The 19984-nt window shown below is 68.8% G+C and carries 17 protein-coding genes; 11 read left to right on the top strand and 6 right to left on the bottom strand.

Going from position 1 to position 19984, the window contains the following annotated elements; all coding sequences use genetic code 11:
* The first annotated feature begins 18 nt into the window (after positions 1 to 18).
* Positions 19 to 711 carry a TetR/AcrR family transcriptional regulator gene (locus ACAV_RS14790; RefSeq protein WP_013595379.1) on the top strand — a complete coding sequence of 231 codons (693 nt, stop codon included), beginning with the start codon at positions 19 to 21 and terminating at the stop codon, positions 709 to 711.
* Positions 712 to 742: 31 nt separating this feature from the next.
* Here the strand turns inward: ACAV_RS14790 and mltB are convergent, their stop codons facing one another.
* From mltB to ACAV_RS14770, 4 genes are read right to left on the bottom strand one after another with little or no spacing between them, the layout of a single operon-like run.
* The gene (gene mltB, locus ACAV_RS14785) at positions 743 to 1840 is read right to left on the bottom strand and encodes a lytic murein transglycosylase B (protein ID WP_013595378.1); all 1098 of its coding nucleotides are present in this window, start codon (positions 1838 to 1840) and stop codon (positions 743 to 745) included.
* Between the two features lie 40 nt (positions 1841 to 1880).
* Entirely contained in the window at positions 1881 to 3935 is a 2055-nt protein-coding gene (locus ACAV_RS14780; protein WP_013595377.1) for a transglutaminase TgpA family protein, read from the bottom strand.
* Between the two features lie 49 nt (positions 3936 to 3984).
* Complete coding sequence (locus ACAV_RS14775; protein ID WP_013595376.1) at positions 3985 to 4950, bottom strand: DUF58 domain-containing protein; 966 nt, start codon at positions 4948 to 4950, stop codon at positions 3985 to 3987.
* On the bottom strand, positions 4947 to 5867 hold the full coding sequence (locus tag ACAV_RS14770) for an AAA family ATPase (RefSeq protein ID WP_013595375.1): 921 nt from the start codon (positions 5865 to 5867) through the stop codon (positions 4947 to 4949). The genes ACAV_RS14775 and ACAV_RS14770 overlap by 4 nt, the downstream gene beginning before the upstream one ends.
* Positions 5868 to 5909: 42 nt before the next feature.
* On the opposite strand from ACAV_RS14770, the gene ACAV_RS14765 reads away from it, so the two are divergent.
* The 9 genes from ACAV_RS14765 to ACAV_RS14730 all read left to right on the top strand — a co-directional run bounded on the left by ACAV_RS14765 (position 5910) and on the right by ACAV_RS14730 (position 16904).
* Entirely contained in the window at positions 5910 to 6866 is a 957-nt protein-coding gene (locus ACAV_RS14765; RefSeq protein ID WP_013595374.1) for a histone deacetylase family protein, read from the top strand.
* Between the two features lie 43 nt (positions 6867 to 6909).
* Positions 6910 to 7740, top strand: a complete 831-nt coding sequence (locus tag ACAV_RS14760) for an enoyl-CoA hydratase (protein WP_013595373.1) — start codon at positions 6910 to 6912, stop codon at positions 7738 to 7740.
* 356 nt (positions 7741 to 8096) lie between these two features.
* Positions 8097 to 9176, top strand: coding sequence for a type III secretion system YopJ family effector Aave2166 (aave2166, locus tag ACAV_RS24145; protein ID WP_013595372.1), 1080 nt, complete (start codon positions 8097 to 8099; stop codon positions 9174 to 9176).
* A 248-nt stretch (positions 9177 to 9424) separates the two neighbouring features.
* Complete coding sequence (locus ACAV_RS14755) at positions 9425 to 10738, top strand: mechanosensitive ion channel family protein (protein WP_013595371.1); 1314 nt, start codon at positions 9425 to 9427, stop codon at positions 10736 to 10738.
* A gap of 163 nt (positions 10739 to 10901) precedes the next feature.
* On the top strand, positions 10902 to 11651 hold the full coding sequence (locus ACAV_RS14750; protein ID WP_013595370.1) for an electron transfer flavoprotein subunit beta/FixA family protein: 750 nt from the start codon (positions 10902 to 10904) through the stop codon (positions 11649 to 11651).
* A gap of 26 nt (positions 11652 to 11677) precedes the next feature.
* Entirely contained in the window at positions 11678 to 12610 is a 933-nt protein-coding gene (locus tag ACAV_RS14745; protein WP_013595369.1) for an electron transfer flavoprotein subunit alpha/FixB family protein, read from the top strand.
* Between the two features lie 127 nt (positions 12611 to 12737).
* Positions 12738 to 14531: an acyl-CoA dehydrogenase gene (locus ACAV_RS14740; protein ID WP_013595368.1), complete on the top strand. Its 1794-nt coding sequence runs from the start codon at positions 12738 to 12740 to the stop codon at positions 14529 to 14531.
* A 71-nt stretch (positions 14532 to 14602) separates the two neighbouring features.
* Positions 14603 to 15559: an NAD(P)H-dependent flavin oxidoreductase gene (locus tag ACAV_RS14735; protein WP_013595367.1), complete on the top strand. Its 957-nt coding sequence runs from the start codon at positions 14603 to 14605 to the stop codon at positions 15557 to 15559.
* 160 nt (positions 15560 to 15719) lie between these two features.
* Entirely contained in the window at positions 15720 to 16904 is a 1185-nt protein-coding gene (locus tag ACAV_RS14730; protein ID WP_013595366.1) for an acyltransferase family protein, read from the top strand.
* Between the two features lie 103 nt (positions 16905 to 17007).
* On the opposite strand, the gene ACAV_RS25115 is transcribed toward ACAV_RS14730, so the two are convergent.
* Positions 17008 to 17622 carry a hypothetical protein gene (locus ACAV_RS25115; protein WP_244875474.1) on the bottom strand — a complete coding sequence of 205 codons (615 nt, stop codon included), beginning with the start codon at positions 17620 to 17622 and terminating at the stop codon, positions 17008 to 17010.
* Between the two features lie 137 nt (positions 17623 to 17759).
* On the opposite strand from ACAV_RS25115, the gene ACAV_RS14720 reads away from it, so the two are divergent.
* On the top strand, positions 17760 to 18878 hold the full coding sequence (locus ACAV_RS14720; protein ID WP_013595364.1) for a PA0069 family radical SAM protein: 1119 nt from the start codon (positions 17760 to 17762) through the stop codon (positions 18876 to 18878).
* A gap of 25 nt (positions 18879 to 18903) precedes the next feature.
* On the opposite strand, the gene ACAV_RS14715 is transcribed toward ACAV_RS14720, so the two are convergent.
* The gene (locus ACAV_RS14715) at positions 18904 to 19821 is read right to left on the bottom strand and encodes a DMT family transporter (protein WP_013595363.1); all 918 of its coding nucleotides are present in this window, start codon (positions 19819 to 19821) and stop codon (positions 18904 to 18906) included.
* Positions 19822 to 19984 lie beyond the last annotated feature (163 nt).

The following is a 19984-nucleotide window of genomic DNA, read 5'->3' as shown; positions in this document are numbered from 1 at the left end:
AAGTCCTAGAATCCGCCCATGCCCGCCACCTCCCGTACCCGAGACGACAAGTTCAACGAGCGCCGCGCCGAACTGGGCGCGGCCACGCTCCAGACGCTGGCGACGCTCGGCTACGCACGCACCAGCCTGCGCGAGATCGCCCAGAACTCGGCTTACTCGCACGGCGTGCTGCACTACTACTTCACCGACAAGGTGGACCTGATCCTGTGCAGCGTGCGGCAGTACAAGGCGGTCTGCGTCACACGCTACGACCGCGTCACGGCGGAGGCGGGCAGCTACGGCGAGCTGCTGGAGCGCTTCTGCGACAAGATGGCCGAGACGCTGCGCGAGGAAACCGCGATGCACCGGCTCTGGTACGACCTGCGTTCGCAGGCCATGTTCGAGGAGTCGCTGCGCGCCGACGTGCAGGCCATCGACAAGAGCCTGGAGTCGATGATCTGGCGCGTGCTCGCGCGCTTCGCGGAACTGGCCGCCGCGCCTGTGCGGGTTTCACGCGACATCGCCTATGCGATGTTCGACGGCGTGTTCCAGCATGCCCTGCAGAAGTACGTGGCGGGTGACCAGGAGGCACTGGGCGAACTGCAGCGCAGCGTGGCGCTGCTGGTGCGGCAGCTCATCGATGAGCCGAAGGCCGTCGCACGCCCGCGCAGCCGCGCCGCGACCGGAGCGCGGGCCGGCACGGCGAAGTCCAGGGTGTCGCGCCCGGATTGAAACCGGGCGAAGCCGCCCCGCAGGCCATGCGCTACCGCGCCGCCGCCACTTCCCGCCCGAGCTCGATCACCGCCATCGCGTAGTAGCTCGACCAGTTGTAGCGCGTGACCACGTAGAAGTTGCGCGTGCCGGCCACGTAGGCCGCGGGGGCGCTGCCGTTTTGCAACTCGATCAGCGCCAGGGGCCCGGCGGCATCGGGCTGGATGGCCGCGCCGTCCGCAGGCAGGGGGCGGGCGCCGAGCTCCTGCATCCCGGCGGCGGTGAAGCTGGGCAGGATGTCCGGCGCGAGCAGCTCGGGCAGGCGCAGGCTCCCTTCGTCGAAGGCCACGGCGTAATGCGTGGGCAATCCGCTTACCCAGCCGTGGGCCTGGAAGTAGTTGGCCACCGAGCCGATCGCGTCGGCCGGGCTGTTGAACAGGTCGATGCGGCCGTCGCCGTCGAAATCCACCGCCCAGCGCGCCCAGCTGGTGGGCATGAACTGGCCCATGCCCATGGCGCCCGCATAACTGCCGCGCAGGGCGAAGGGATCGGCCCCGACGCGGTCGGCCAGCGTCAGGAACTGCTCCAGTTCGCCCCGGAAGAAGGCCTGCCGCTCGGTGGCGCGCGGGTGCGCTGCCGGAAAATCGAAGGCCAGCGTGGCGAGCGCGTCCATCACGCGGAAGCCGCCCATGTGCTGGCCGTAGAGAGTCTCCACGCCCAGGATGCCGACGATGATCGCGGCCGGCACACCGTATTCGCGCTCGGCGCGCGCGAGCGTGTCGGCATGCTCGTTCCAGAAGCGAACGCCCGCGCGGATGCGTACTGGCTCCACGAAGCGCGCGCGGTACGCGGTCCAGTTCTTGGCGGTGCCCCTGGGGGCCGGCAGCATGAGGCGCGGCACCTGCGGCAGGAACCGGGCCTGCCCGATGGCCTGCCGCACCCACTCGCGGTCCAGGCCGCGGCGCTCGGCGAGGTCGTCGGCGAAGCGCAGTGCCTCTGGCCGCTGCGCGTAGAGCACTTCCGGCGCGGCCTGTTTCTCCTTTTTCCGGGCGGGTTTCTGGGCCAGGGCGGCCGGCGGCACGACCAGGGCGGTGGCGCAGGCGAGGACGAGGAAGGCGGTGGAACGGGCGAAAGGCATCGCGAAAGGCATGGAGTCGAAGACAGGAAAAGGCGGCGGGCCGGGCCCGCGATCAGTGGTGCGCCGAAGGGGTGCCTGCGGCGGGCCAGCGCAGGCCGCGCAGCTCCCGCCGCAGGAGCGCCAGCGTGGCATCGGAGTGGCGAGCGTAACGTGCCTGGTCCATGCGCAGCAGCCAGCCCGCGGTCGGTTCGGCGGACTCGCCGAAACGGTCCCGCACCTGCTGCGCCATGGCGCGCGGCGGCAGGTGGCCGGGCAGGGGCAGGCCAGCCCGCGCGAGCCGGCGGCGCGCCCGGTCCAGCAGCCGCAGCCAGGGGTCCTGCCTGCGGCGCTCCCACAGGTTCCAGCCGACGCCGGCCAGCGCCGCGGCCGCGGCCAGCGCGCCGAGCACGCGGGCCAGGTCCTGCGCGTCGGGCGATCCGATGCCCAGGGCCTTGAGCAGGTCCAGCTGCTGGCTCTGCGTGTAGTTGAGCACCCATTGGTTCCAGCGGTTGTTGACGGCCTCCCACACGGCGCGCGCCCGGGCGGCGATGCCGCGGCCGATGACGGTGTCCACCGCCGTGCCGAACACGCCGCGCGGCGCCTGCAGGCGCTGGAAGTTGCCGATGCGGGCCGGCGAGACGGCTCCGGTCGGGTCCACGCGCACCCAGCCGCGGCCCGCGAGCCAGACTTCGGTCCAGGCATGGGCGTCCGCCTGGCGCACGGTCCAGTAGCCGTCCACGCCGTTCATCTCGCCGCCCTGGTAGCCCGTCACGATGCGCGCCGGGATGCCCGCCGCGCGCAGCAGCACCGCGAAGGCCGACGCGATGTGTTCGCAGAAGCCCGCCTTCTGGTCGAACCAGAAGGCATCGGCCGTGTGCTCGGCATAGACTCCCGGCTCCAGCGTGTAGCTGTAGCCGCCCGTGCGCAACCGCTCCAGCGCGGCCTGCACGAAGGCCGCGGCGCCGCCCGCGGCGACGGCCGGCTCCGCCAGCATCTGCCGGGCCAGGGCGCGCGTGCGCGGATCGAAGCCCTCGGGCAGTTCCAGGTAGGGACGCAGCCGCGGAGAGTCCTCCATCGGGCCGTGCGTGAAGCGCGGGTAACTGGCGGCCCGGTAGCGCAGCACTTCGTTGATGGGGCGGCTCGCGACCCAGGAGAGTTCGGGCGCCATCGACGCGCGCAGGCCCGGCGGCAGTACGGGCGACTCGGGCGCGGCATCGAGCGTGAGCAGCCAGGGAACGCGCAGCGCTTCCAGCGTGACTTCGTAGCGCAGGGGCTCGCCCTCGACCTGCAGTGACGGGGGGGCAGGGGGGCGCCAGGACGCTGCCGGAGCGCCCGGCTGGCCGAAGGCGAACCATTCGCGCCCATCGAAAGCCGAGAACACCGGCCCCCGGAAATACAGCGCGCTCTGCGGCGGGGGCTCGCCGCCCGGCGTGTCGAAGCGCACGCGCAGGGCGATGCCGTCGTCGAGCGCGAGCGAGGCCACGTTGCCGATCTCCATGCGGCCCGACAGTCCGCTGCGGCCCGTCGGGTTCTCGCTGGGCATGCCCCAGAGCGGCGCCATGCGCGGGAACAGCAGGAACAGCGCGAGCATGACCGGCGCGCCCAGCAGCGCCATGCGCCCCGCCAGCCGCAGCGGCACGGACAGCGGCGGCCGGCCCACGGGCATGTGGGCGTTGACCAGGGCGGTCAGAAGGCCCAGCAGTGCGACCAGCATCGCTGCGGCCGTCGCGAGCGACTGCGAGAAGAAGAAGTTGCTGAGCATCGTGAAAAAGCCCAGGAAGAACAGCACCATGGCGTCGCGCCGCGCGTGCACTTCCATGGTCTTGAGCGCGAGCAGCATCACGATGAGCGTGACGCCCGCGTCGCGGCCGACGATGGTGCCGTGCGACACCACCGTGAGCGCGACCGATGCGGCCAGCAGCACGCCCAGTTGCCAGCGCCCCGGCTGCGGACGGCCGCGCAGCGCGAGCACGCCCCGCCAGACCAGCACTGCGGCAGCGAGCGCCGTGGTCCACGCGGGCAGGTAGGGCGCCAGCGGCAGCACCACCCAGCCCACCGTGGCGAGCAGGAACAGCGTGTCGCGCGCCTCGCGCGGCTGGTTCGAGAACGTCCGGCGCAGCGCGGTCATGCGGACCGGCCTTCCGGCGGGCGGCCGGGGCGGGGAGGATGGATCGAGGTCAGCACAGCGCAAGCGCCTCCAGGCAGCGCCGCTCGTGCGCCGGGCCACTGCCCTGGGCGATCTCGCCCGACGGCAGCCGCAGGCCGTAGTCCAGGCCCTGCCGCTCGGCCTGCAGCACCCAGGATGCGAGGCGGGAGATGCGGGCCTCGGGATCGGTGAGGCTGGTGAGCGCCATGTCGAGCCACAGCTCCTGCCGCCGCGTCTGCTGCGCGTCGCGGCTCACGAGGTCGTCCGTGCCGGTGGCGATCGACCGCGCGGCCTTCTTCCAGACCACGAGCTTGAGCGGATCGCCCCGCCGGTAGGCGCGCACGCCGTCGAACTCGCCGATGCCCTGCGCCGGCGCGCTGCCCGCGCCGCCCGGGCTCGGCTCGCCCGCGGGAAGGGGGGGCGGCGGCAGCTCGGGACGCGGATAGACCAGCACCTGCGCGGCCGGGCGCCAGAGCGTCCACACCCGGAACGTGCCCAGCGGGAAGCGCGTTTCGGCCGTGAGCATCGGCACGTCGTGCAGGCCCCTGCGCTGCGGCTGGAAGGCCACCTGCACGCTGGCCGTGCCCTGGGCGGGCACGTCCGTCCACGCCCAATGCGGTGCGCCGCCATGCACCGCCAGCGCGATGCCGTGGCGTGGCGACTTGCGCGAGCTCGACAGCTGGATCTCGAACACCGCGCTCTGCCCCAGGAAGCACGGCTCCGGCGGCAGCAGGTGCAGCGTCAGCCCGCGCAGCGTGGCATGGCACACATGCATGCCCGCCACCGCGCTGCCCGCCAGCAGGAAAGTGAGCAGATAGCCCAGGTTGAGCTGGAAATTGATCGACGCCACCAGCAGCACCAGCAGCGTGAGCGCCAGCATCCACCCCGCGCCCGTCGGAAGGATGTACACATTGCGCTGCGTGAGCAGCGTGGTGTCCGTGCGCGGCAGCCTCGCCTGCCACCAGCGCTGCAGCCGCCCGAGGGGGTGTCTCGTCACTTCAGGGGCACCGCTTCCACCATCGCCACCACCTGCTCCGCAGCGCCCCGGCCAGCGTCGCCCACGGGCACGAGCCGGTGGGCGATGGTCTGCGGCAGCACGGCCTGCACGTCGTCCGGCGCCACGTAGTCGCGGCCGGCGATCAGGGCCTGCGCCTTGGCCGCGCGGATGAGCGCGATGCCGGCACGCGGCGAGAGGCCCTGCAGGAACCAGCGCCCGGAGCGCGTCGCGGCGATCAGGTCCTGCACGTAGTCCAGCAGCGGCTCGGCCGCATGCACCGCCAGCACCTGCTGCTGCAGCGATTCGAGCTCCCCGGGCGAGAGCAGCGGCAGCATCCCTTCCACCATGTCGCGGCGGTCGCCGCCGGCCAGCAGCTGGCGTTCGGCCGCGCGGTCGGGGTAGCCGATGGAGATGCGCATGAGGAAACGGTCGAGCTGGCTCTCCGGCAGGGCGAAAGTGCCGAGCTGGTCGTGCGGGTTCTGCGTGGCGATCACGAAGAAGGGATGGGGCAGGGCACGCGTCTCGCCCTCCACCGTGACCTGCTTCTCTTCCATGGCCTCCAGCAACGCGCTCTGCGTCTTGGGACTGGCGCGGTTGATCTCGTCGGCCAGCAGCACCTGGGCGAACACCGGGCCGGGATGGAACACGAAGGACTCGCGGCCGCGCTCGTACACCGAGACCCCCGTCAGGTCGCTGGGCATCAGGTCGGCCGTGAACTGCACCCGCGAGAACTGCAGCCCGAAGGTGCGCGCCAGCGCATGGGCCAGGGTGGTCTTGCCGACGCCCGGCACATCCTCGATCAGCAGGTGTCCGCCGGCAAGCAGGCAGGCCACGCAGTCCTGGACCTGCGGCTTCTTGCCCACGATCACCGTGTTAAGCTGATCCAGAAGCGACCGGATCTTGTGCTGTGTGTTCATGAGACCCGAAGTTATCCGAAAAAAACCAGAGACAAGGGATTCATGGTGGGCGGCACAGGCTATTTCACGCACCGCGAATGCTGGAAGCACGAGATGGGACCGGGCCACCCGGAATGCCCGGGACGGCTGGATGCCATCGAGGACCGGCTGCTGGCCACCGGCGTGGCCGACGCGCTGGAGCGCTTCGAGGCGCCCGAGGCCTCGCTGGCCGACGTCGAGCTGGCGCACGACCGCATGCACGTGGCCGCGCTGCGCGGCCTGTCCGACCGGCTCGCGGAAGAGATCCTGGCCGGCGGCCCCACGCATGCGCAGGTCGATCCCGACACATCCATCAACTCCCACACCTGGCCGGCCGCGCTGCGGGCCGCGGGCGCGGCCCTGGCCGCCACCGACGCCGTCATCGCGGGCGAACTGGAGAACGCCTTCTGCTGCGTGCGCCCGCCCGGGCACCATGCCACGCGCAGCAAGGCCATGGGCTTCTGCTTCTTCAACAACGTCGCGATCGCGGCCAGGTACGCGCTGCAGCGCTACAAGCTGCAGCGCGTCGCAGTGGTGGATTTCGACGTGCACCACGGCAACGGCACCGAGGACATCCTCGCAGGTGACCCGCGCGCGCTGATGGTCGGCATCTTCCAGCACCCGTTCTACCCGTTCAGCGGCGACCAGGACCCGGCGCCCAACATGCTCAACGTGCCCGTGGCCGCCTACACGCGCGGCATGGACATCCGCGAGCTGATCGAGATGCTCTGGATACCGCGCCTGGAGGCCTTCAAGCCCGAGATGATCTTCGTCTCGGCGGGCTTCGACGGCCACCGCGACGACGACATGGGCCAGCTCGGCCTTACCGAGCAGGACTACGCCTGGATCACGCAGCGCATCAAGGACATCGCCCGCCGCTACGCCAAGGGCCGCATCGTCTCCTGCCTGGAGGGCGGCTATGTGATGGACGCCCTCGCGCGCAGCGTCGAGGCCCATGTGCGCGTGCTGGCCGACCTCTGACGCGCACTGCCTGCCGCCAACGTTCCGAGCCTTTTCTCCCGCCATGACCGAACCTGCCGCCTCCGCTCCCGATGCTCCCTTGCTGCACACCGCGCGCGATGCCCGCGGCGTCGTCACGCTCACGCTGGCCGACCCTGGGCGATTGAATGCGCTCGGCGACGGCATGCTCTCGGCGCTGCAGCGGGCGCTCGACGCGGTCGCGCAGGACACGCAGGCGCGCGTGGTCGTGCTGGCCGCGCAGGGCAAGGCCTTCTGCGCCGGCCACGACCTCAAGGACATGGCCGCGCACCCCGATGCGGCCTGGTACAAGCGCCTCTTCGCGCAATGCAGCCGCATGATGGTGTCGATCCAGCGCCTGCCGGTGCCGGTGATCGCGCGCGTGCAGGGCATCGCCACCGCGGCGGGGTGCCAGCTGGTGGCGCAGTGCGACCTCGCGGTGGCGGCGGAGGGCGCGCGCTTCGCCACCAGCGGCATCCATTACGGCCTGTTCTGCGCCACGCCCAGCGTGCCGCTGGTGCGCAACGTGCCGGCCAAGCGCGCCATGGAGATGCTGCTCACCGGTGACTTCATCGATGCACGCACCGCGCTGGCCGAGGGCCTGGTCAACCGGGTGGTGCCACCCGAGGCGCTGGATGCCGAGATCGAATCGCTGGTGCGCTCCATCCTCGAGAAGCCCCGCGCCGCCGTGGCCATGGGCAAGGCGCTCTTCTACCAGCAACGTGAACTCGGCGTGGAGGCCGCCTACCAGCTCGCCGGCCAGGCCATGGCCACGAACATGATGGACGGGACGGCGCAGGAGGGTGCGCGCGCGTTCGCCGAGAAACGGGAACCGGCCTGGAAAGCCACGAGCGAGTCGTCGCACAGGCCTGAGTGAGATTGCGCTTCAGTATCGATAAGTGGCTCTAGCGTTCCTCCTGCTGCGCGGTGCATCTATGCCGCGTCGAGCGCGGCCAGTGTGTCCCATGCGCAGAGTGGTAATGCTCCCCAGTTTGTCTGTCGGGCAAATCGTCGCTTTGTTGCATGCCAGGTCGAAATTGATAGTTTCGTGATCCCTTCAACTGATTCGGATTTCTGATTGTCACCCTGGGTCGGATGGGAATAATTGATGAATTATTCTGCCGACTCTTGTGTTGGGCTTCTGCTGGGCCGATTTTTTGTGAGTGGATCAGCGTTGAAGTTTTGCTCAGAGAAGGTGGAGGCTTACTGAATATTTGCAATTAAGAGTGGTTTATGAAGAATTTCATGCGATCGATAGGATTGGGCTCAAGCAGGAGCAGCCGGAACGATCGAAGAGATAGCGCTGCATCCGGACGAGGTTCCACATCGGCAGGGTCGTCGAGTTCAACCCACGGAAACTCTGGAGCACTCTCAGGCCTGTCATCAAGAACTGCCGGAAGTGGAGAGTTCGGGTTTCTGCCAGAGCGTCCCCGTCAGAAGGCAATAGCTTTGCGCGAAGCACTGAATCGTGCGGAAAACACCCCTCCGGACCTGCGGGCATATGCCGAGGCCGCATTGACAGCGGCAAAAACCGGCAGTACGGCACGCATGACGGATCTGGATGTGGAAAACAAGCAATACCTGGCCGATGCATACAACACCCGCTTTCCTGATCTCAACCTGATTTGTCATGATTCCGCTCAGGCGTTTTTCTCGGATTTCATGACTTCCGAAAAGCCGGTGTGGCGATCCCTCGTGCAGTTGAGCCCCCATAGCTTGCATCATGTGGCCATCGATGTTCGTTTGCAGGATGGAAAGCGCACGGCGGTGGTGTTGGAGCCGGCAATTGGCTATGGAATGAGGTCAGACAAAGAGATAACGATGTTGGCCGGATACGAACCGCTGGGCAGAAATATTCAGAAATATCTAGGAGAAAACGGCGATATGGCGGTTGTGCAGTTGGGCGCCCAGAAGTCGCATTATGATTGCATTATTTTTTCTTTGAATCTCGCATTGTGTGCCTATCAGCGGGATGATGTGATCGATGGTCTGCATGAAAGTCTTCGTGGGCATTACAGATGTTTTGCATCCGGCGAAAATAAATCTCAATTGCATCAGAATATAGAATTCATAGACGGCACGACATTTTTGCCTCCGGTTTTTTTCAAGCATTCGCACGCCAGGTCAACTATTTCTGAGGTCTTGGAGAACCAGCCTGACATATCGGATAGAAATGTCAGCACTGGAAGTAGTAATCCCCGGGAAACGCTTTCCGAGCGGGTGGAAAATTTCCGTGTGGATCGAGGAGAAATGGCATACAGCATGTCGATTGAAGCGTCCCGTTTGAGAAAAATCAGAAAAGCTATCGAATGATTTTCTGATGGGCATGGCGAAAACAAGTTCGCAGAGCAGCGTGGAAGCACGAAAAAAGGCGGCAGTAAGGCGGTAGCTGCACTGGCTTGCTGCTTGCCTTGGCATGTACGGCAGGTCTGCGGTCGTGCGAGACTGAGATAGCTGGCCCTGGGGCCTTCACGCCGGGGTAAGCTTGCCGGCTCTCCTGCCGGGAACGCCGCCGCGTTCCGGTCCTGCCGTCCCCCATCGATGCCCCGACATACCCGCCCATGGAAGCCCTGCACGCGCTGATCCGCGATTTCAGCCAATCCCGTTCCTGGCTGGAGGCAGCCGTGCTGGCCGCCTGCCTCGCCCTGGCGTATGGTGCGAGCCGTATCCTCGGCCGCCAGCAGTCGCCCGAATCGGTGTGGTTCGGGCGCCGCACGGTCGATGGGCTGATGTTCCCGCTGCTGGCGCTGGCCCTGGCCTATGCCGCCCGCGTGGGTGTGGAGACGGTGCTGCTGCAGCCCGTGTTCCTGCTGCGCGTGGCGGTGCCGGTGCTCAGCTCGCTGGTGCTGATCCGGTTCTTCGCGCGCATCCTCGCCAACGCGTTCCCGAAATCCGCGGCCATGCGGCTGGTGGAGCGCATCGTCTCGTGGCTGGCCTGGGGCGTTGCGGTGCTCTGGATCGTGGGCCTGCTGCCCGCGGTGCGCTCGGAGCTGTCCGACGTCGCCATCCATTTCGGCAAGTCGCAGGTCACGGCACTCACGCTGATCGAAGGTTCGCTCTCGGCCACCGTGGTGATGCTGCTGGCGCTGTGGCTCTCTTCCACGGTGGAGCGGCGCCTGCTGGACCGAACTATCGTGGACCTCTCCATGCGCAAGGTGGCTGCCAACGCCACGCGGGCGGGGCTGCTGCTGGTGGGCCTGCTGTTCGCGCTGTCGGCCGTGGGCGTAGACCTGACGGCGCTGTCGGTGCTGGGCGGTGCCGTCGGCGTGGGCCTGGGCTTTGGCCTGCAGAAGCTCGCCTCCAACTACGTGAGCGGCTTCGTGATCCTGCTGGAACGTTCCCTGCGCATCGGCGACAACGTGCGCGTGGACGGCTTCGAGGGCCGCATCACCGACATCAAGACCCGCTACACCCTGATCCGCGCGGGCAACGGGCGGGAATCCATCGTGCCCAACGAGACGCTTATCACGCAGCGCGTGGAGAACCTCTCGGATGCCGATCGCAAGTTCAACATCACCACCAACATCACCGTGGGCTACGACAGCGACGTGGCGCGGGTGCAGGCCATCCTCTGCAGTGCCGCGGCCGCGCAGTCGCGCGTGCTGGCCGACCCGGCACCGGTGGCCTACCTGGTGAACTTCGCACCTGACGGGCTGGAGTTCAGTCTCAATTTCTGGGTCAGCGACCCTTCGGCCGGCACGGTCAATCTGCGCTCGGCGATCAACATCGCCATCCTGGACGGCCTGCGCGCCGAGGGCATCGACATCCCCTATCCGCAGCGCGTGGTGCGCCTCCAGGCCGATGGCCCACCGCCTGCGGGGCCCCTGCAGGTCGCGCATGTCGCACAAGCGTCCGCGCCGCCGCCCACGGCGTGACCGGACGCGGATATACTCCGATAAAAGCACGATCGTTCTTTTTTGTGCGCGACGGATTCGCCGGCGCGATTCACCTCCCGCGTGCCAGGCTGCGCACGGGGCGGCGCATAGAATGGTTCGGTTTACGTTACGTCAATCAATCAACCCCTTAGGAGCCGCAGCAATGAAGGTCTTGGTCCCCGTCAAGCGCGTGGTGGACTACAACGTGAAGGTCCGCGTGAAGTCGGACAACACGGGTGTGGACATCGCGAACGTGAAGATGAGCATGAATCCGTTCGACGAGATCGCGGTGGAGGAGGCCGTGCGGCTGAAGGAAAAGGGCGTGGTCACGGAGGTGATCGCGGTCTCGTGCGGCGTCACGCAATGCCAGGAAACGCTGCGCACGGCGATGGCGATCGGCGCGGACCGCGCGATCCTGGTGGAGACGTCGGAAGAGCTGCAGCCCCTGGCCGTGGCCAAGATCCTCAAGGCCCTGGTGGACAAGGAGCAGCCGCAACTGGTCATCCTGGGCAAGCAGGCGATCGACGACGACTCGAACCAGACCGGCCAGATGCTGGCTGCGCTCGCGGACCTGCCGCAGGCGACCTTCGCCTCCAAGGTGGAGGTGAGCGGCGACAAGGTGAACGTGACGCGCGAGGTCGACGGCGGCCTGGAGACGCTGGCGCTCACGCTGCCGGCGATCGTCACCACCGACCTGCGGCTGAACGAGCCGCGCTACGTGACGCTGCCCAACATCATGAAGGCCAAGAAGAAGCAGTTGGACACGGTCAAGCCCGAGGACCTGGGCGTGGACGTGAAGCCGCGGCTCAAGACCCTGAAAGTCACCGAGCCCCCGAAGCGCGGCGCGGGCGTGAAGGTGCCCGATGTCGCCACGCTGGTGGACAAGCTGAAAAACGAAGCCAAAGTGATCTGAACGGACTGGGACAAGGAACACACGACATGACCGCACTCGTCATTGCAGAACACGACAACGCGACCATCAAGCCTGCCACCCTGAACACGGTCACGGCCGCTGCCGCTTGCGGCGGTGACGTGCACGTGCTGGTGGCCGGCCAGGGGGCGGATGCCGCCGCTCAGGCTGCCGCGCAGATCGCGGGCGTCTCCAAGGTCATCCTGGCCGACGGCGCCAGCCTGAAGGACGGCCTGGCCGAGAACGTGGCCGCCCAGGTGCTGGCCATCGCTTCCAGCTACAGCCACATCCTGTTCCCGGCCACGGCCGGCGGCAAGAACGTGGCTCCGCGCGTGGCCGCGAAGCTGGATGTCGCGCAGATCAGCGACATCACCAAGGTGGACGGCCCCGACACGTTCGAGCGCCCGATCTACGCGGGCAACGCGATCGCCACGGTGCAGAGCAGCGACGCCGTGAAGGTGATCACCGTGCGCACCACGGGCTTCGACGGCGCGGCCGCCACGGGCGGCTCGGCGGCGGTGGAGAAGGCCGATGCGGCCGCGGATTCGGGCAAGAGCCAGTTCGTGGGACGCGAGGTCACGAAGAGCGACCGGCCCGAACTCACGGCGGCCAAGATCATCGTCTCGGGCGGCCGCGCGCTGGGCAGTGCGGAGAAGTTCAACGAGGTGATGACGCCGCTGGCGGACAAGCTGGGTGCTGCGATCGGCGCGAGCCGCGCGGCGGTGGATGCGGGCTATGCCCCGAACGACCTGCAGGTGGGGCAGACGGGCAAGATCGTGGCGCCGCAGCTCTACATCGCGGCGGGTATCTCGGGCGCGATCCAGCATCTGGCCGGCATGAAGGACTCCAAGGTGATCGTGGCGATCAACAAGGATGCCGAGGCGCCGATCTTCAGCGTGGCCGACTACGGGCTGGAGGCGGACCTGTTCACCGCCGTGCCCGAACTCGTGAAGTCCCTCTGACCCCGGCGGCCCCGACGGAGCCGCAGGCTGCCGGCAGGGCCTCCACGAGGGCATCGCATGCGGTGCCCTTTTTTTTGCCCGGCCCGCCCGGTCCGTGGCCGTTTTCATCGATTCCGGAGACATTCCCATGAGCTACACCGCCCCCGTCAAGGACATGCTGTTCGCCATCGAGCACCTCGCGGGCATCGCGCAGGTCGCCGCGCTGCCGGGCTTCGAGGAGGCCGGCCTGGACACGGCGCAGGCGGTGCTGGAGGAATGCGCGCGCTTCAACGAGGGCGTGGTGGCGCCGCTCAACGTGGCGGGCGACCGCAACCCGTCGTCCTGGAAGGACGGCCGGGTGACCACCACGCCGGGCTTCAAGGACGCGTTCCGCCAGTTCGCGGAAGGCGGCTGGCAGGGCTTGCAGCATCCGGTGGATTTCGGCGGCCAGGGCCTGCCCAAGACCATCGGCGCGGCCTGCGCGGAGATGCTCAACAGCGCCAACATGAGCTTCGCACTGTGCCCGCTGCTGACCGACGGCGCCATCGAGGCGCTGATCACCGCCGGCAGCGATGCACTCAAGACCACCTACCTGGAAAAGCTGGTGACGGGCGAGTGGACCGGCACCATGAACCTGACCGAGCCGCAGGCCGGCTCGGACCTGGCCCTGGTGCGCACGCGCGCCGAGCCGCAGGGCGATGGCACCTACAAGGTCTTCGGCACGAAGATCTTCATCACCTACGGCGAGCACGACATGGCGGAGAACATCGTGCACCTGGTGCTGGCCCGCGTGGCAGGCGCACCGGAAGGCGTCAAGGGCATCAGCCTGTTCGTGGTGCCGAAGTTCCTGGTGAATGCCGATGGATCCCTGGGGGCGCGCAATGACGTGCAGTGCGTCTCCATCGAGCACAAGCTCGGCATCAAGGCCTCGCCCACGGCGGTGCTGCAGTTCGGCGACGGGGGCGGCGCGGTGGGCTACCTCGTCGGCGAGGAGAACCGCGGCCTGGAATACATGTTCATCATGATGAACGCGGCGCGCTACGCCGTCGGACTGCAGGGCATCGCGGTGGCCGAGCGCGCCTACCAGCAGGCCGTGCAGTACGCGCGCGACCGCGTGCAGAGCCGCCCCGTGGACGGCAGCCTGCCGGGCAGCGCGCCCATCATCCACCACCCCGACGTGCGGCGCATGCTCATGACCATGCGCGCGCTCACCGAGGGATGCCGTGCCATGGCCAGCGTGGCGGCCGCGGCATACGATGCCGCGCACCACCATCCCGACGCGGCGGCGCGCAAGGAAAACCAGGCGTTCTACGAATTCATGGTGCCGCTCGTGAAAGGCTACAGCACCGAGATGAGCCTGGAAGTGACGAGCCTGGGCGTGCAGGTGCACGGCGGCATGGGCTTCATCGAGGAGACGGGCGCGGCGCAGCACTACCGCGACGCACGCATCCTGCCCATCTACGAAGGCACCACGGCCATCCAGGCCAACGACCTCGTGGGCCGCAAGACGGCGCGCGACGGCGCGGCCACGGCGCTGGCCGTTGCGGCGCAGGCCCGCACGACGGCCGACGAACTGCGCGCGGCCGGCACGCCCGAAGCCCAGGCCGTCGCACGCCGCCTTGCCGAGGCCTGCGATGCCTTCGAGGAAGTGGCGCGTTTCATCGCGGGCAACACCAAATCCGACCCGAACGCCGCCTTCGCGGGCAGCGTGCCCTACCTCATGCTGGGCGGCAACCTCGTCGCCGGCTGGCAGCTGGGCCGCGCGCTACTCAAGGCGCAGTCGCTGCTCGCGGACGGGCAGGGCGATGCGGCCTTCCTGCAGGCCAAGGTGGCCACGGCGCGCTTCTACGCGGAACACATCCTGGTGCGCACGAAGGCCCAGCGCGACGCCATCGTGGAAGGCGCAGCCAGCGTGACCGCGCTCGCACCGGACGCCTTCTGAGCGGCCTCTTGCCACCACAGCAGCCAACGCCCTTCGCAGTCCAGTCCACAACAACATCCGGAGACTTCCCCATGCGCAGCACCCTGCCGCCCGTGTTCCAGAAACTTTCGCTGCCGGTCATCGGCTCGCCGCTCTTCATCATCAGCAATCCGAAGCTGGTGATCGCGCAGTGCCAGGCCGGCATCGTCGGCTCCATGCCGGCACTCAACGCCCGGCCCGCCGAACTGCTGGACGAATGGCTCGCCGAGATCACCGAGGCGCTCACGGCCTGGGACCGCGCCCATCCGGAGTCCCCTGCCGCGCCGTTCGCGATCAACCAGATCGTGCACAAGAGCAATGACCGGCTGGAGCACGACATGGAGGTCTGCGCCAAGTACAAGGTGCCGATCGTCATCACCAGCCTGGGCGCGCGCGAGGACGTGAACCAAGCCGTGCACGGCTGGGGCGGGGTGGTGATGCACGACATCATCAACAACAAGTTCGCCCGCAAGGCCATCGAAAAAGGCGCCGACGGCCTGATCGCCGTGGCGGCGGGCGCCGGCGGCCATGCAGGCATCAAGAGCCCGTTCGCGCTCATCCAGGAAATCCGCCAGTGGTTCGAGGGGCCGCTGGCGCTCTCGGGCTCGATCGCCTCGGGCGGAGCCATCCTGGCCGCGCAGGCCATGGGCGCCGACTTCGCCTATATCGGCTCGGCCTTCATCGCCACGCACGAGGCGCGCGCGCAGGAGGCCTACAAGCAGGCCATCGTCGACGGCAACTCCGACGACATCGTCTACAGCAACCTCTTCACGGGTGTGCATGGCAACTACCTCGCGCCCTCCATCCGTGCCGCGGGGCTCGATCCGGACCACCTGCCCGAATCGGATCCCAGCAAGATGAACTTCGGCGGCGATGCGAAGAAGGCCTGGAAGGACATCTGGGGCTGCGGGCAGGGCATCGGCGCGATTACCGAGGTGACGGGCGCCGCCGATCTGGTCGGGCGCCTGCGCCGCGAGTACGCCGCAGCCCGCGAACGCTTGGCACTCTGAACGGCTGCGGCGCTTTCCGCGCACCGGGGCGGTGCGGCCACCCGCGGACGGCCGTGCTGGGGCAAAATATCGCCCCCACGGACCCCACACAACACCAAGAACCGTTCTTCCGCGCCGCGCCACCCCTGTACGGGTGCGCCGCGATGTGCGCGCTTGCCGCATGCCGTCCTCACCGTCCCGCAACACCCTGATCGATTCGGTCAAGGGCATCGCCTGTGCCACGATCGTGGCGCACCACCTGGCCTTCTACGGGCCCATGTCCGAAGTGGCCCAGCCCTTGATGCCGGGTTTCATCGCCTGGCTGACAGATTACGGCCGCATGGCCGTGCAGGTTTTCCTGGTGCTGGGCGGCTACCTGGCGGCGGGGCGGCTGGCGGCGGCGGGAGGGCCACGCTGGAGCGGCACCGCGCCGGAGATCGGGCGGCGCTTCGTTCGCCTCGTGGTGCCGTATGCCGTGGCCCTGGTGCTGGCCGTGCTGGCCGCGGCGGCGGTGCGGCCCTGGCTGGACCATCCTTCCGTGCCGGCGGAGCCGAGCCTGCCGCAGCTGCTGGCCAACGCGCTGATGCTGCAGGATGTGGTGGGCGAGGAGGCGCTGTCTGCCGGCGTCTGGTATGTGGCGATCGACTTCCAGCTTTTCGTGTTCTCGGCGCTGCTGCTGGCCGCCGCGCGCCACGGCGCCCGCGTGCTGCCGGTGCGGGCCCGCGGTGCTGCCCAGCCGGCGGCACGGGTGGCCGTGGCCGCGGCCACGGCGCTCTCGCTCTGGGAGCTCAACCGCCATCCGTCACTCGATGCCTGGGCGGTGTATTTCTTCGGTGCCTATGGCCTGGGCATGATGGCGCGCTGGGCCGTGGCCGCACCGCGCGGCAGCCGCGCCGCTGCCGCATGGCTGGTGCTGATCGGCGTGTGGGGCGCGGTGGCGCTGGCGCTGGATTTCCGGGGGCGCATCGCGGTGGCATGGTGCGCGGCACTCGGGCTGGTGCTGCTGCTGCGCTGGCAGGAGGGCCGCGCGGCGCTGCAGCGAGCCGGCATGCCGGCGGCGCATCGGGCACAGTCCGCCTGGAGCGGCGGATTGGCACGGCTCGGCCGCATTTCCTATTCGGTCTTCCTGGTGCACTTTCCCGTGTGCCTGCTGGTGAACGCCGCAGTCACCAAGGCCTGGCCCGAGTCTGTCGCGCTCAACGCCCTGGGCATGGTCGCCGCGCTCGCGCTCTCCATCGCGGCGGGATGGCTTCTCTATGAGCGGGTGGAGCGGCAGGTGCCGTCGTGGACCATGGCGCTGCGCTGGCAGGCGGGCCTGGTGGGTGCCGGCCTGGTAGTGGCCCTGGCGGCAGGGCACCTGGGCTGAGAAGCACCGGGCACCGCAGCCCCCATGCCCGCCCGCAGTGGCGGCGGATGCCATCCGGGCACGGGCCGTATGGCGTGGCTGGGCTGCCAGGCGCTGGAGCCGGTCAGCGGGCCCGACCCGCAGGCTGGTGCGGGGGATCGAGGAGGCCATCTTCCGGCCCGCCCGGCAAGGCGCTGGCGGTTGCCGGTAGCGCGGGGGTGGATAGCACCGCCATCACCGGCAGGCCGTCTTCCATCGGCACCACGGCCAGCGCCGCGCGCTCGCGTACGCCGCGGCGCCAGTCGATGAACCATGCCATGAACGGCAGCAGCAGCATCGATCCCGGCACCGCCCAGATCAGCAGGTAGGGACTGACGGAGGAGGCCGAGCGCATCAGGCCGCGCAGGCGCTCCCGCTCCTCGGCGCTCCAGCGGCCCTGGCGGCGCTGACGCAGCAGCCACGCCACGGAGCCGCGCATGGTGGCCAGCTCCTGGCGGAAACGGCCTTGCTCGCGTCGGTTGCCCGCCAGGAAGGCGCAGAACCATTCGGGGGTCCAGTCGCCGCGCAGCCAGCGCCGGGTGGCCGCGCAGCCGGTCTCCGCCGCCACCGGGCGCATGCGGGCCGGCCCGGGTGCTGGTGCCGGCATGCCGTCGTGCGGCGATCCGGACGGCGGAAAGGCCTCCGGCAGGGGCGCCGGAACCTGGGGGTCCACTGCGGATGCGGCAGAAGGCGGGTTCATGAGGTGGGTGAACTGGTGATGCGGGGCAGGGAGCACCGGGATATCAGCACTGTGCCATGGCGTGAAATCTCTTGCTGCGCACAGTGTATCCGATGGCTGTATATTCATACAGTTTCCTGGTGCATCCGGAGTTGCCCATGACCGAAGTCCACATCCCCCTGCAGAGCATCAAGGGCCGCGGCACGGCGGCACGCACGCCGCACCGTTTCATGCGCGATGCCCGCGCCGCATTCGACGATGGCTGGGGCGGTCCCGCTGCGCAGGAGGGCGAAGACGGGGCGCCGCCTCCGCCCGCCACCCAGGTCATCCTGGAAACCGCGCGCAGTGCGATCTGCGCCAACGATTCGCCCGACATCTTTTTCGACCACTCCGTCAATCCCTACCGCGGCTGCGAGCACGGGTGCGTGTATTGCTACGCGCGGCCAACGCACAGCTACCTCAACCTGTCGCCCGGGCTGGATTTCGAGACCCGCATCATCGCCAAGCACAACATCGCGGAGGTGCTGCGCGACGAGCTCGCGCGCCCGGGCCACGTGCCGCACCTGCTCAACGTGGGCTCCGCCACCGACTGCTACCAGCCGGTGGAGCGCGACCTGGGTCTCACGCGGGCCGTCATCGAGGTACTGCGCGACGTGCGCCACCCGTTTTCGCTCATCACCAAGTCGAGCGGCGTGGAGCGCGACCTCGACCTGCTCGCGCCGCTCGCGCACGACCGCCTGGCCGCGACCTACGTGACGATCACCACGCTCGACCCCGTGCTGGCGCGCCGGCTGGAGCCGCGCGCCGCGGCCCCGCACCGCCGGCTGCGCACCATCCGCACCCTCGTGGAGGCGGGCATTCCGGTGGGCGTGAGCGTGGCGCCGCAGATCCCGTTCGTCACGGAGGACATGGAGCAGGTGCTGGAAGCCGCGCGCGATGCCGGCGCCACGTCGGCCTTCTACACCGCCATCCGCCTGCCGTGGGAACTGGACGGCCTGATGCGCGAGTGGCTGGAACTGCACTATCCGCAGCGCGCCGAGCGCGTGATGGCGCGCATCCAGGACCTGCACGGCCTGGACGCCGAAGCGCGCGCGGCCGGCCGTACCTATGACAGCCGCTTCGGCTCCCGCATGAAAGGCAAGGGCCTGTGGGCCGACCTGCTGCGCCAGCGGTTTATGGCCGCGTGCCGGCGGCTGGGGCTGAACCGTGAGCGCATCGAACTGGACATGGCGCAGTACCGGCCGGGGTTGGCGCGGGGGCAGGGGAGCCTGTTCTGAATTGCCGGGCGCAAGTCTCCAGGTATCAAGCGCTGCCTCGGGCTTTTCCCGAAGTGCGCCCGGGCAGCGCCATCGCCGCAACCCCCGCCACCACGCATCCCACGCCGATCCACGCCGTAGGCTGCAGCCTTTCCCCGAGAAACACCACGCCGATCCCCACGCCGATGGGCACGCGCAGATAGGCCTGTGCCGTGGTGCCCACGCTGCCCAGGGTGCGCAGCAGGCGAAAGTAGAGGGCCAGGGCGAGCGCGGTCGAGAGCACCGAGAGGGCGAGCAGGGCCAGCAGGGATGCTGGGCTGGGGGCGATGGTCCACGGGCGTTCGCAGAGCAGGCTCAACGGCAGCAGGACGGCCGCGCCGCACAGCAGCGATCCGGCGGCAGGCAGCACCGGGTCCATGCCGCTGAACCGCCGCCCGAAAAGCGATGCCGCCCCATAGCACGCCGAGGCCGCCACGATGGCGAGCTGGGCCCAGGTGCCGTGCCCGAGGCCCTGCCAGGCCTCGATGCCGACGATGCAGCAGGTGCCCAGCAGGCCGCAGGCCACGCCCATCCATCGGCGTGCCGTGGCGGCTTGATGGCGGCGCGCGAGCGCGGCGAGCAGCACGGCGAAAAGGGGCGAGGTGGCGTCGAGCACCGTCGCCAGCCCTGCGTCCACCGTCTGCTCGGCCCAGGCGATCAAGGTGAATGGCACGACGCTATTGAGAGCGGCCTGCAGCAGGAACGCCGTCCAGGTCTTTCCATCCCGCGGCAGGTGCAGGCCGCGCCAGAGGGCGATGCCGAGCAGCAGCAGGCCTGCGATGAGGGTACGGGCCGCGATCAGGGTGACAGGCGGAATGCTTTCGACGCCGATGCGGATGAAGGTGTAGGACGCGCCCCAGCAGGTGGAGAGCGCGAGCAGCACGGCCAGTTCACGGACGATGGGGACAGGTGGGCTGGATGGCATGGCGTTTTTTCCGGTGGCCGCTGGTGCGGGACACCGGGAAGTCTCCTGCCGGGTCGGGAGCGGATGTTTCGTGCTGGAGCGAAGGGTTGCTTCCTGCACCGGAGCAGCGGAGCGGCTCCACCGGGTTCGCGGCGATCTGGCCATGCCGCGCGAGGCATGCCGC

Source organism: Paracidovorax avenae ATCC 19860 (genome assembly GCF_000176855.2).
GTDB classification, from domain to species: domain Bacteria; phylum Pseudomonadota; class Gammaproteobacteria; order Burkholderiales; family Burkholderiaceae_C; genus Paracidovorax; species Paracidovorax avenae.
Note: the sequence above shows the minus strand (reverse complement) of the source record. Positions and strands in the feature narration are given on the sequence as shown.

Coding starts and splice junctions, on each gene's coding strand:
- ACAV_RS25115 (WP_244875474.1), bottom strand. CDS start 17,622: ATGAACCCGCCTTCTGCCGCATCCGCAGTGGACCCCCAGGTTCCGGCG.
- ACAV_RS14720 (WP_013595364.1), top strand. CDS start 17,760: ATGACCGAAGTCCACATCCCCCTGCAGAGCATCAAGGGCCGCGGCACG.
- ACAV_RS14740 (WP_013595368.1), top strand. CDS start 12,738: ATGAGCTACACCGCCCCCGTCAAGGACATGCTGTTCGCCATCGAGCAC.
- mltB (WP_013595378.1), bottom strand. CDS start 1,840: ATGCCTTTCGCGATGCCTTTCGCCCGTTCCACCGCCTTCCTCGTCCTC.
- ACAV_RS14760 (WP_013595373.1), top strand. CDS start 6,910: ATGACCGAACCTGCCGCCTCCGCTCCCGATGCTCCCTTGCTGCACACC.
- ACAV_RS14790 (WP_013595379.1), top strand. CDS start 19: ATGCCCGCCACCTCCCGTACCCGAGACGACAAGTTCAACGAGCGCCGC.
- ACAV_RS14765 (WP_013595374.1), top strand. CDS start 5,910: ATGGTGGGCGGCACAGGCTATTTCACGCACCGCGAATGCTGGAAGCAC.
- ACAV_RS14780 (WP_013595377.1), bottom strand. CDS start 3,935: ATGACCGCGCTGCGCCGGACGTTCTCGAACCAGCCGCGCGAGGCGCGC.
- ACAV_RS14715 (WP_013595363.1), bottom strand. CDS start 19,821: ATGCCATCCAGCCCACCTGTCCCCATCGTCCGTGAACTGGCCGTGCTG.
- ACAV_RS14750 (WP_013595370.1), top strand. CDS start 10,902: ATGAAGGTCTTGGTCCCCGTCAAGCGCGTGGTGGACTACAACGTGAAG.
- ACAV_RS14730 (WP_013595366.1), top strand. CDS start 15,720: ATGCCGTCCTCACCGTCCCGCAACACCCTGATCGATTCGGTCAAGGGC.
- ACAV_RS14755 (WP_013595371.1), top strand. CDS start 9,425: ATGGAAGCCCTGCACGCGCTGATCCGCGATTTCAGCCAATCCCGTTCC.
- aave2166 (WP_013595372.1), top strand. CDS start 8,097: ATGAAGAATTTCATGCGATCGATAGGATTGGGCTCAAGCAGGAGCAGC.
- ACAV_RS14770 (WP_013595375.1), bottom strand. CDS start 5,867: ATGAACACACAGCACAAGATCCGGTCGCTTCTGGATCAGCTTAACACG.
- ACAV_RS14735 (WP_013595367.1), top strand. CDS start 14,603: ATGCGCAGCACCCTGCCGCCCGTGTTCCAGAAACTTTCGCTGCCGGTC.
- ACAV_RS14745 (WP_013595369.1), top strand. CDS start 11,678: ATGACCGCACTCGTCATTGCAGAACACGACAACGCGACCATCAAGCCT.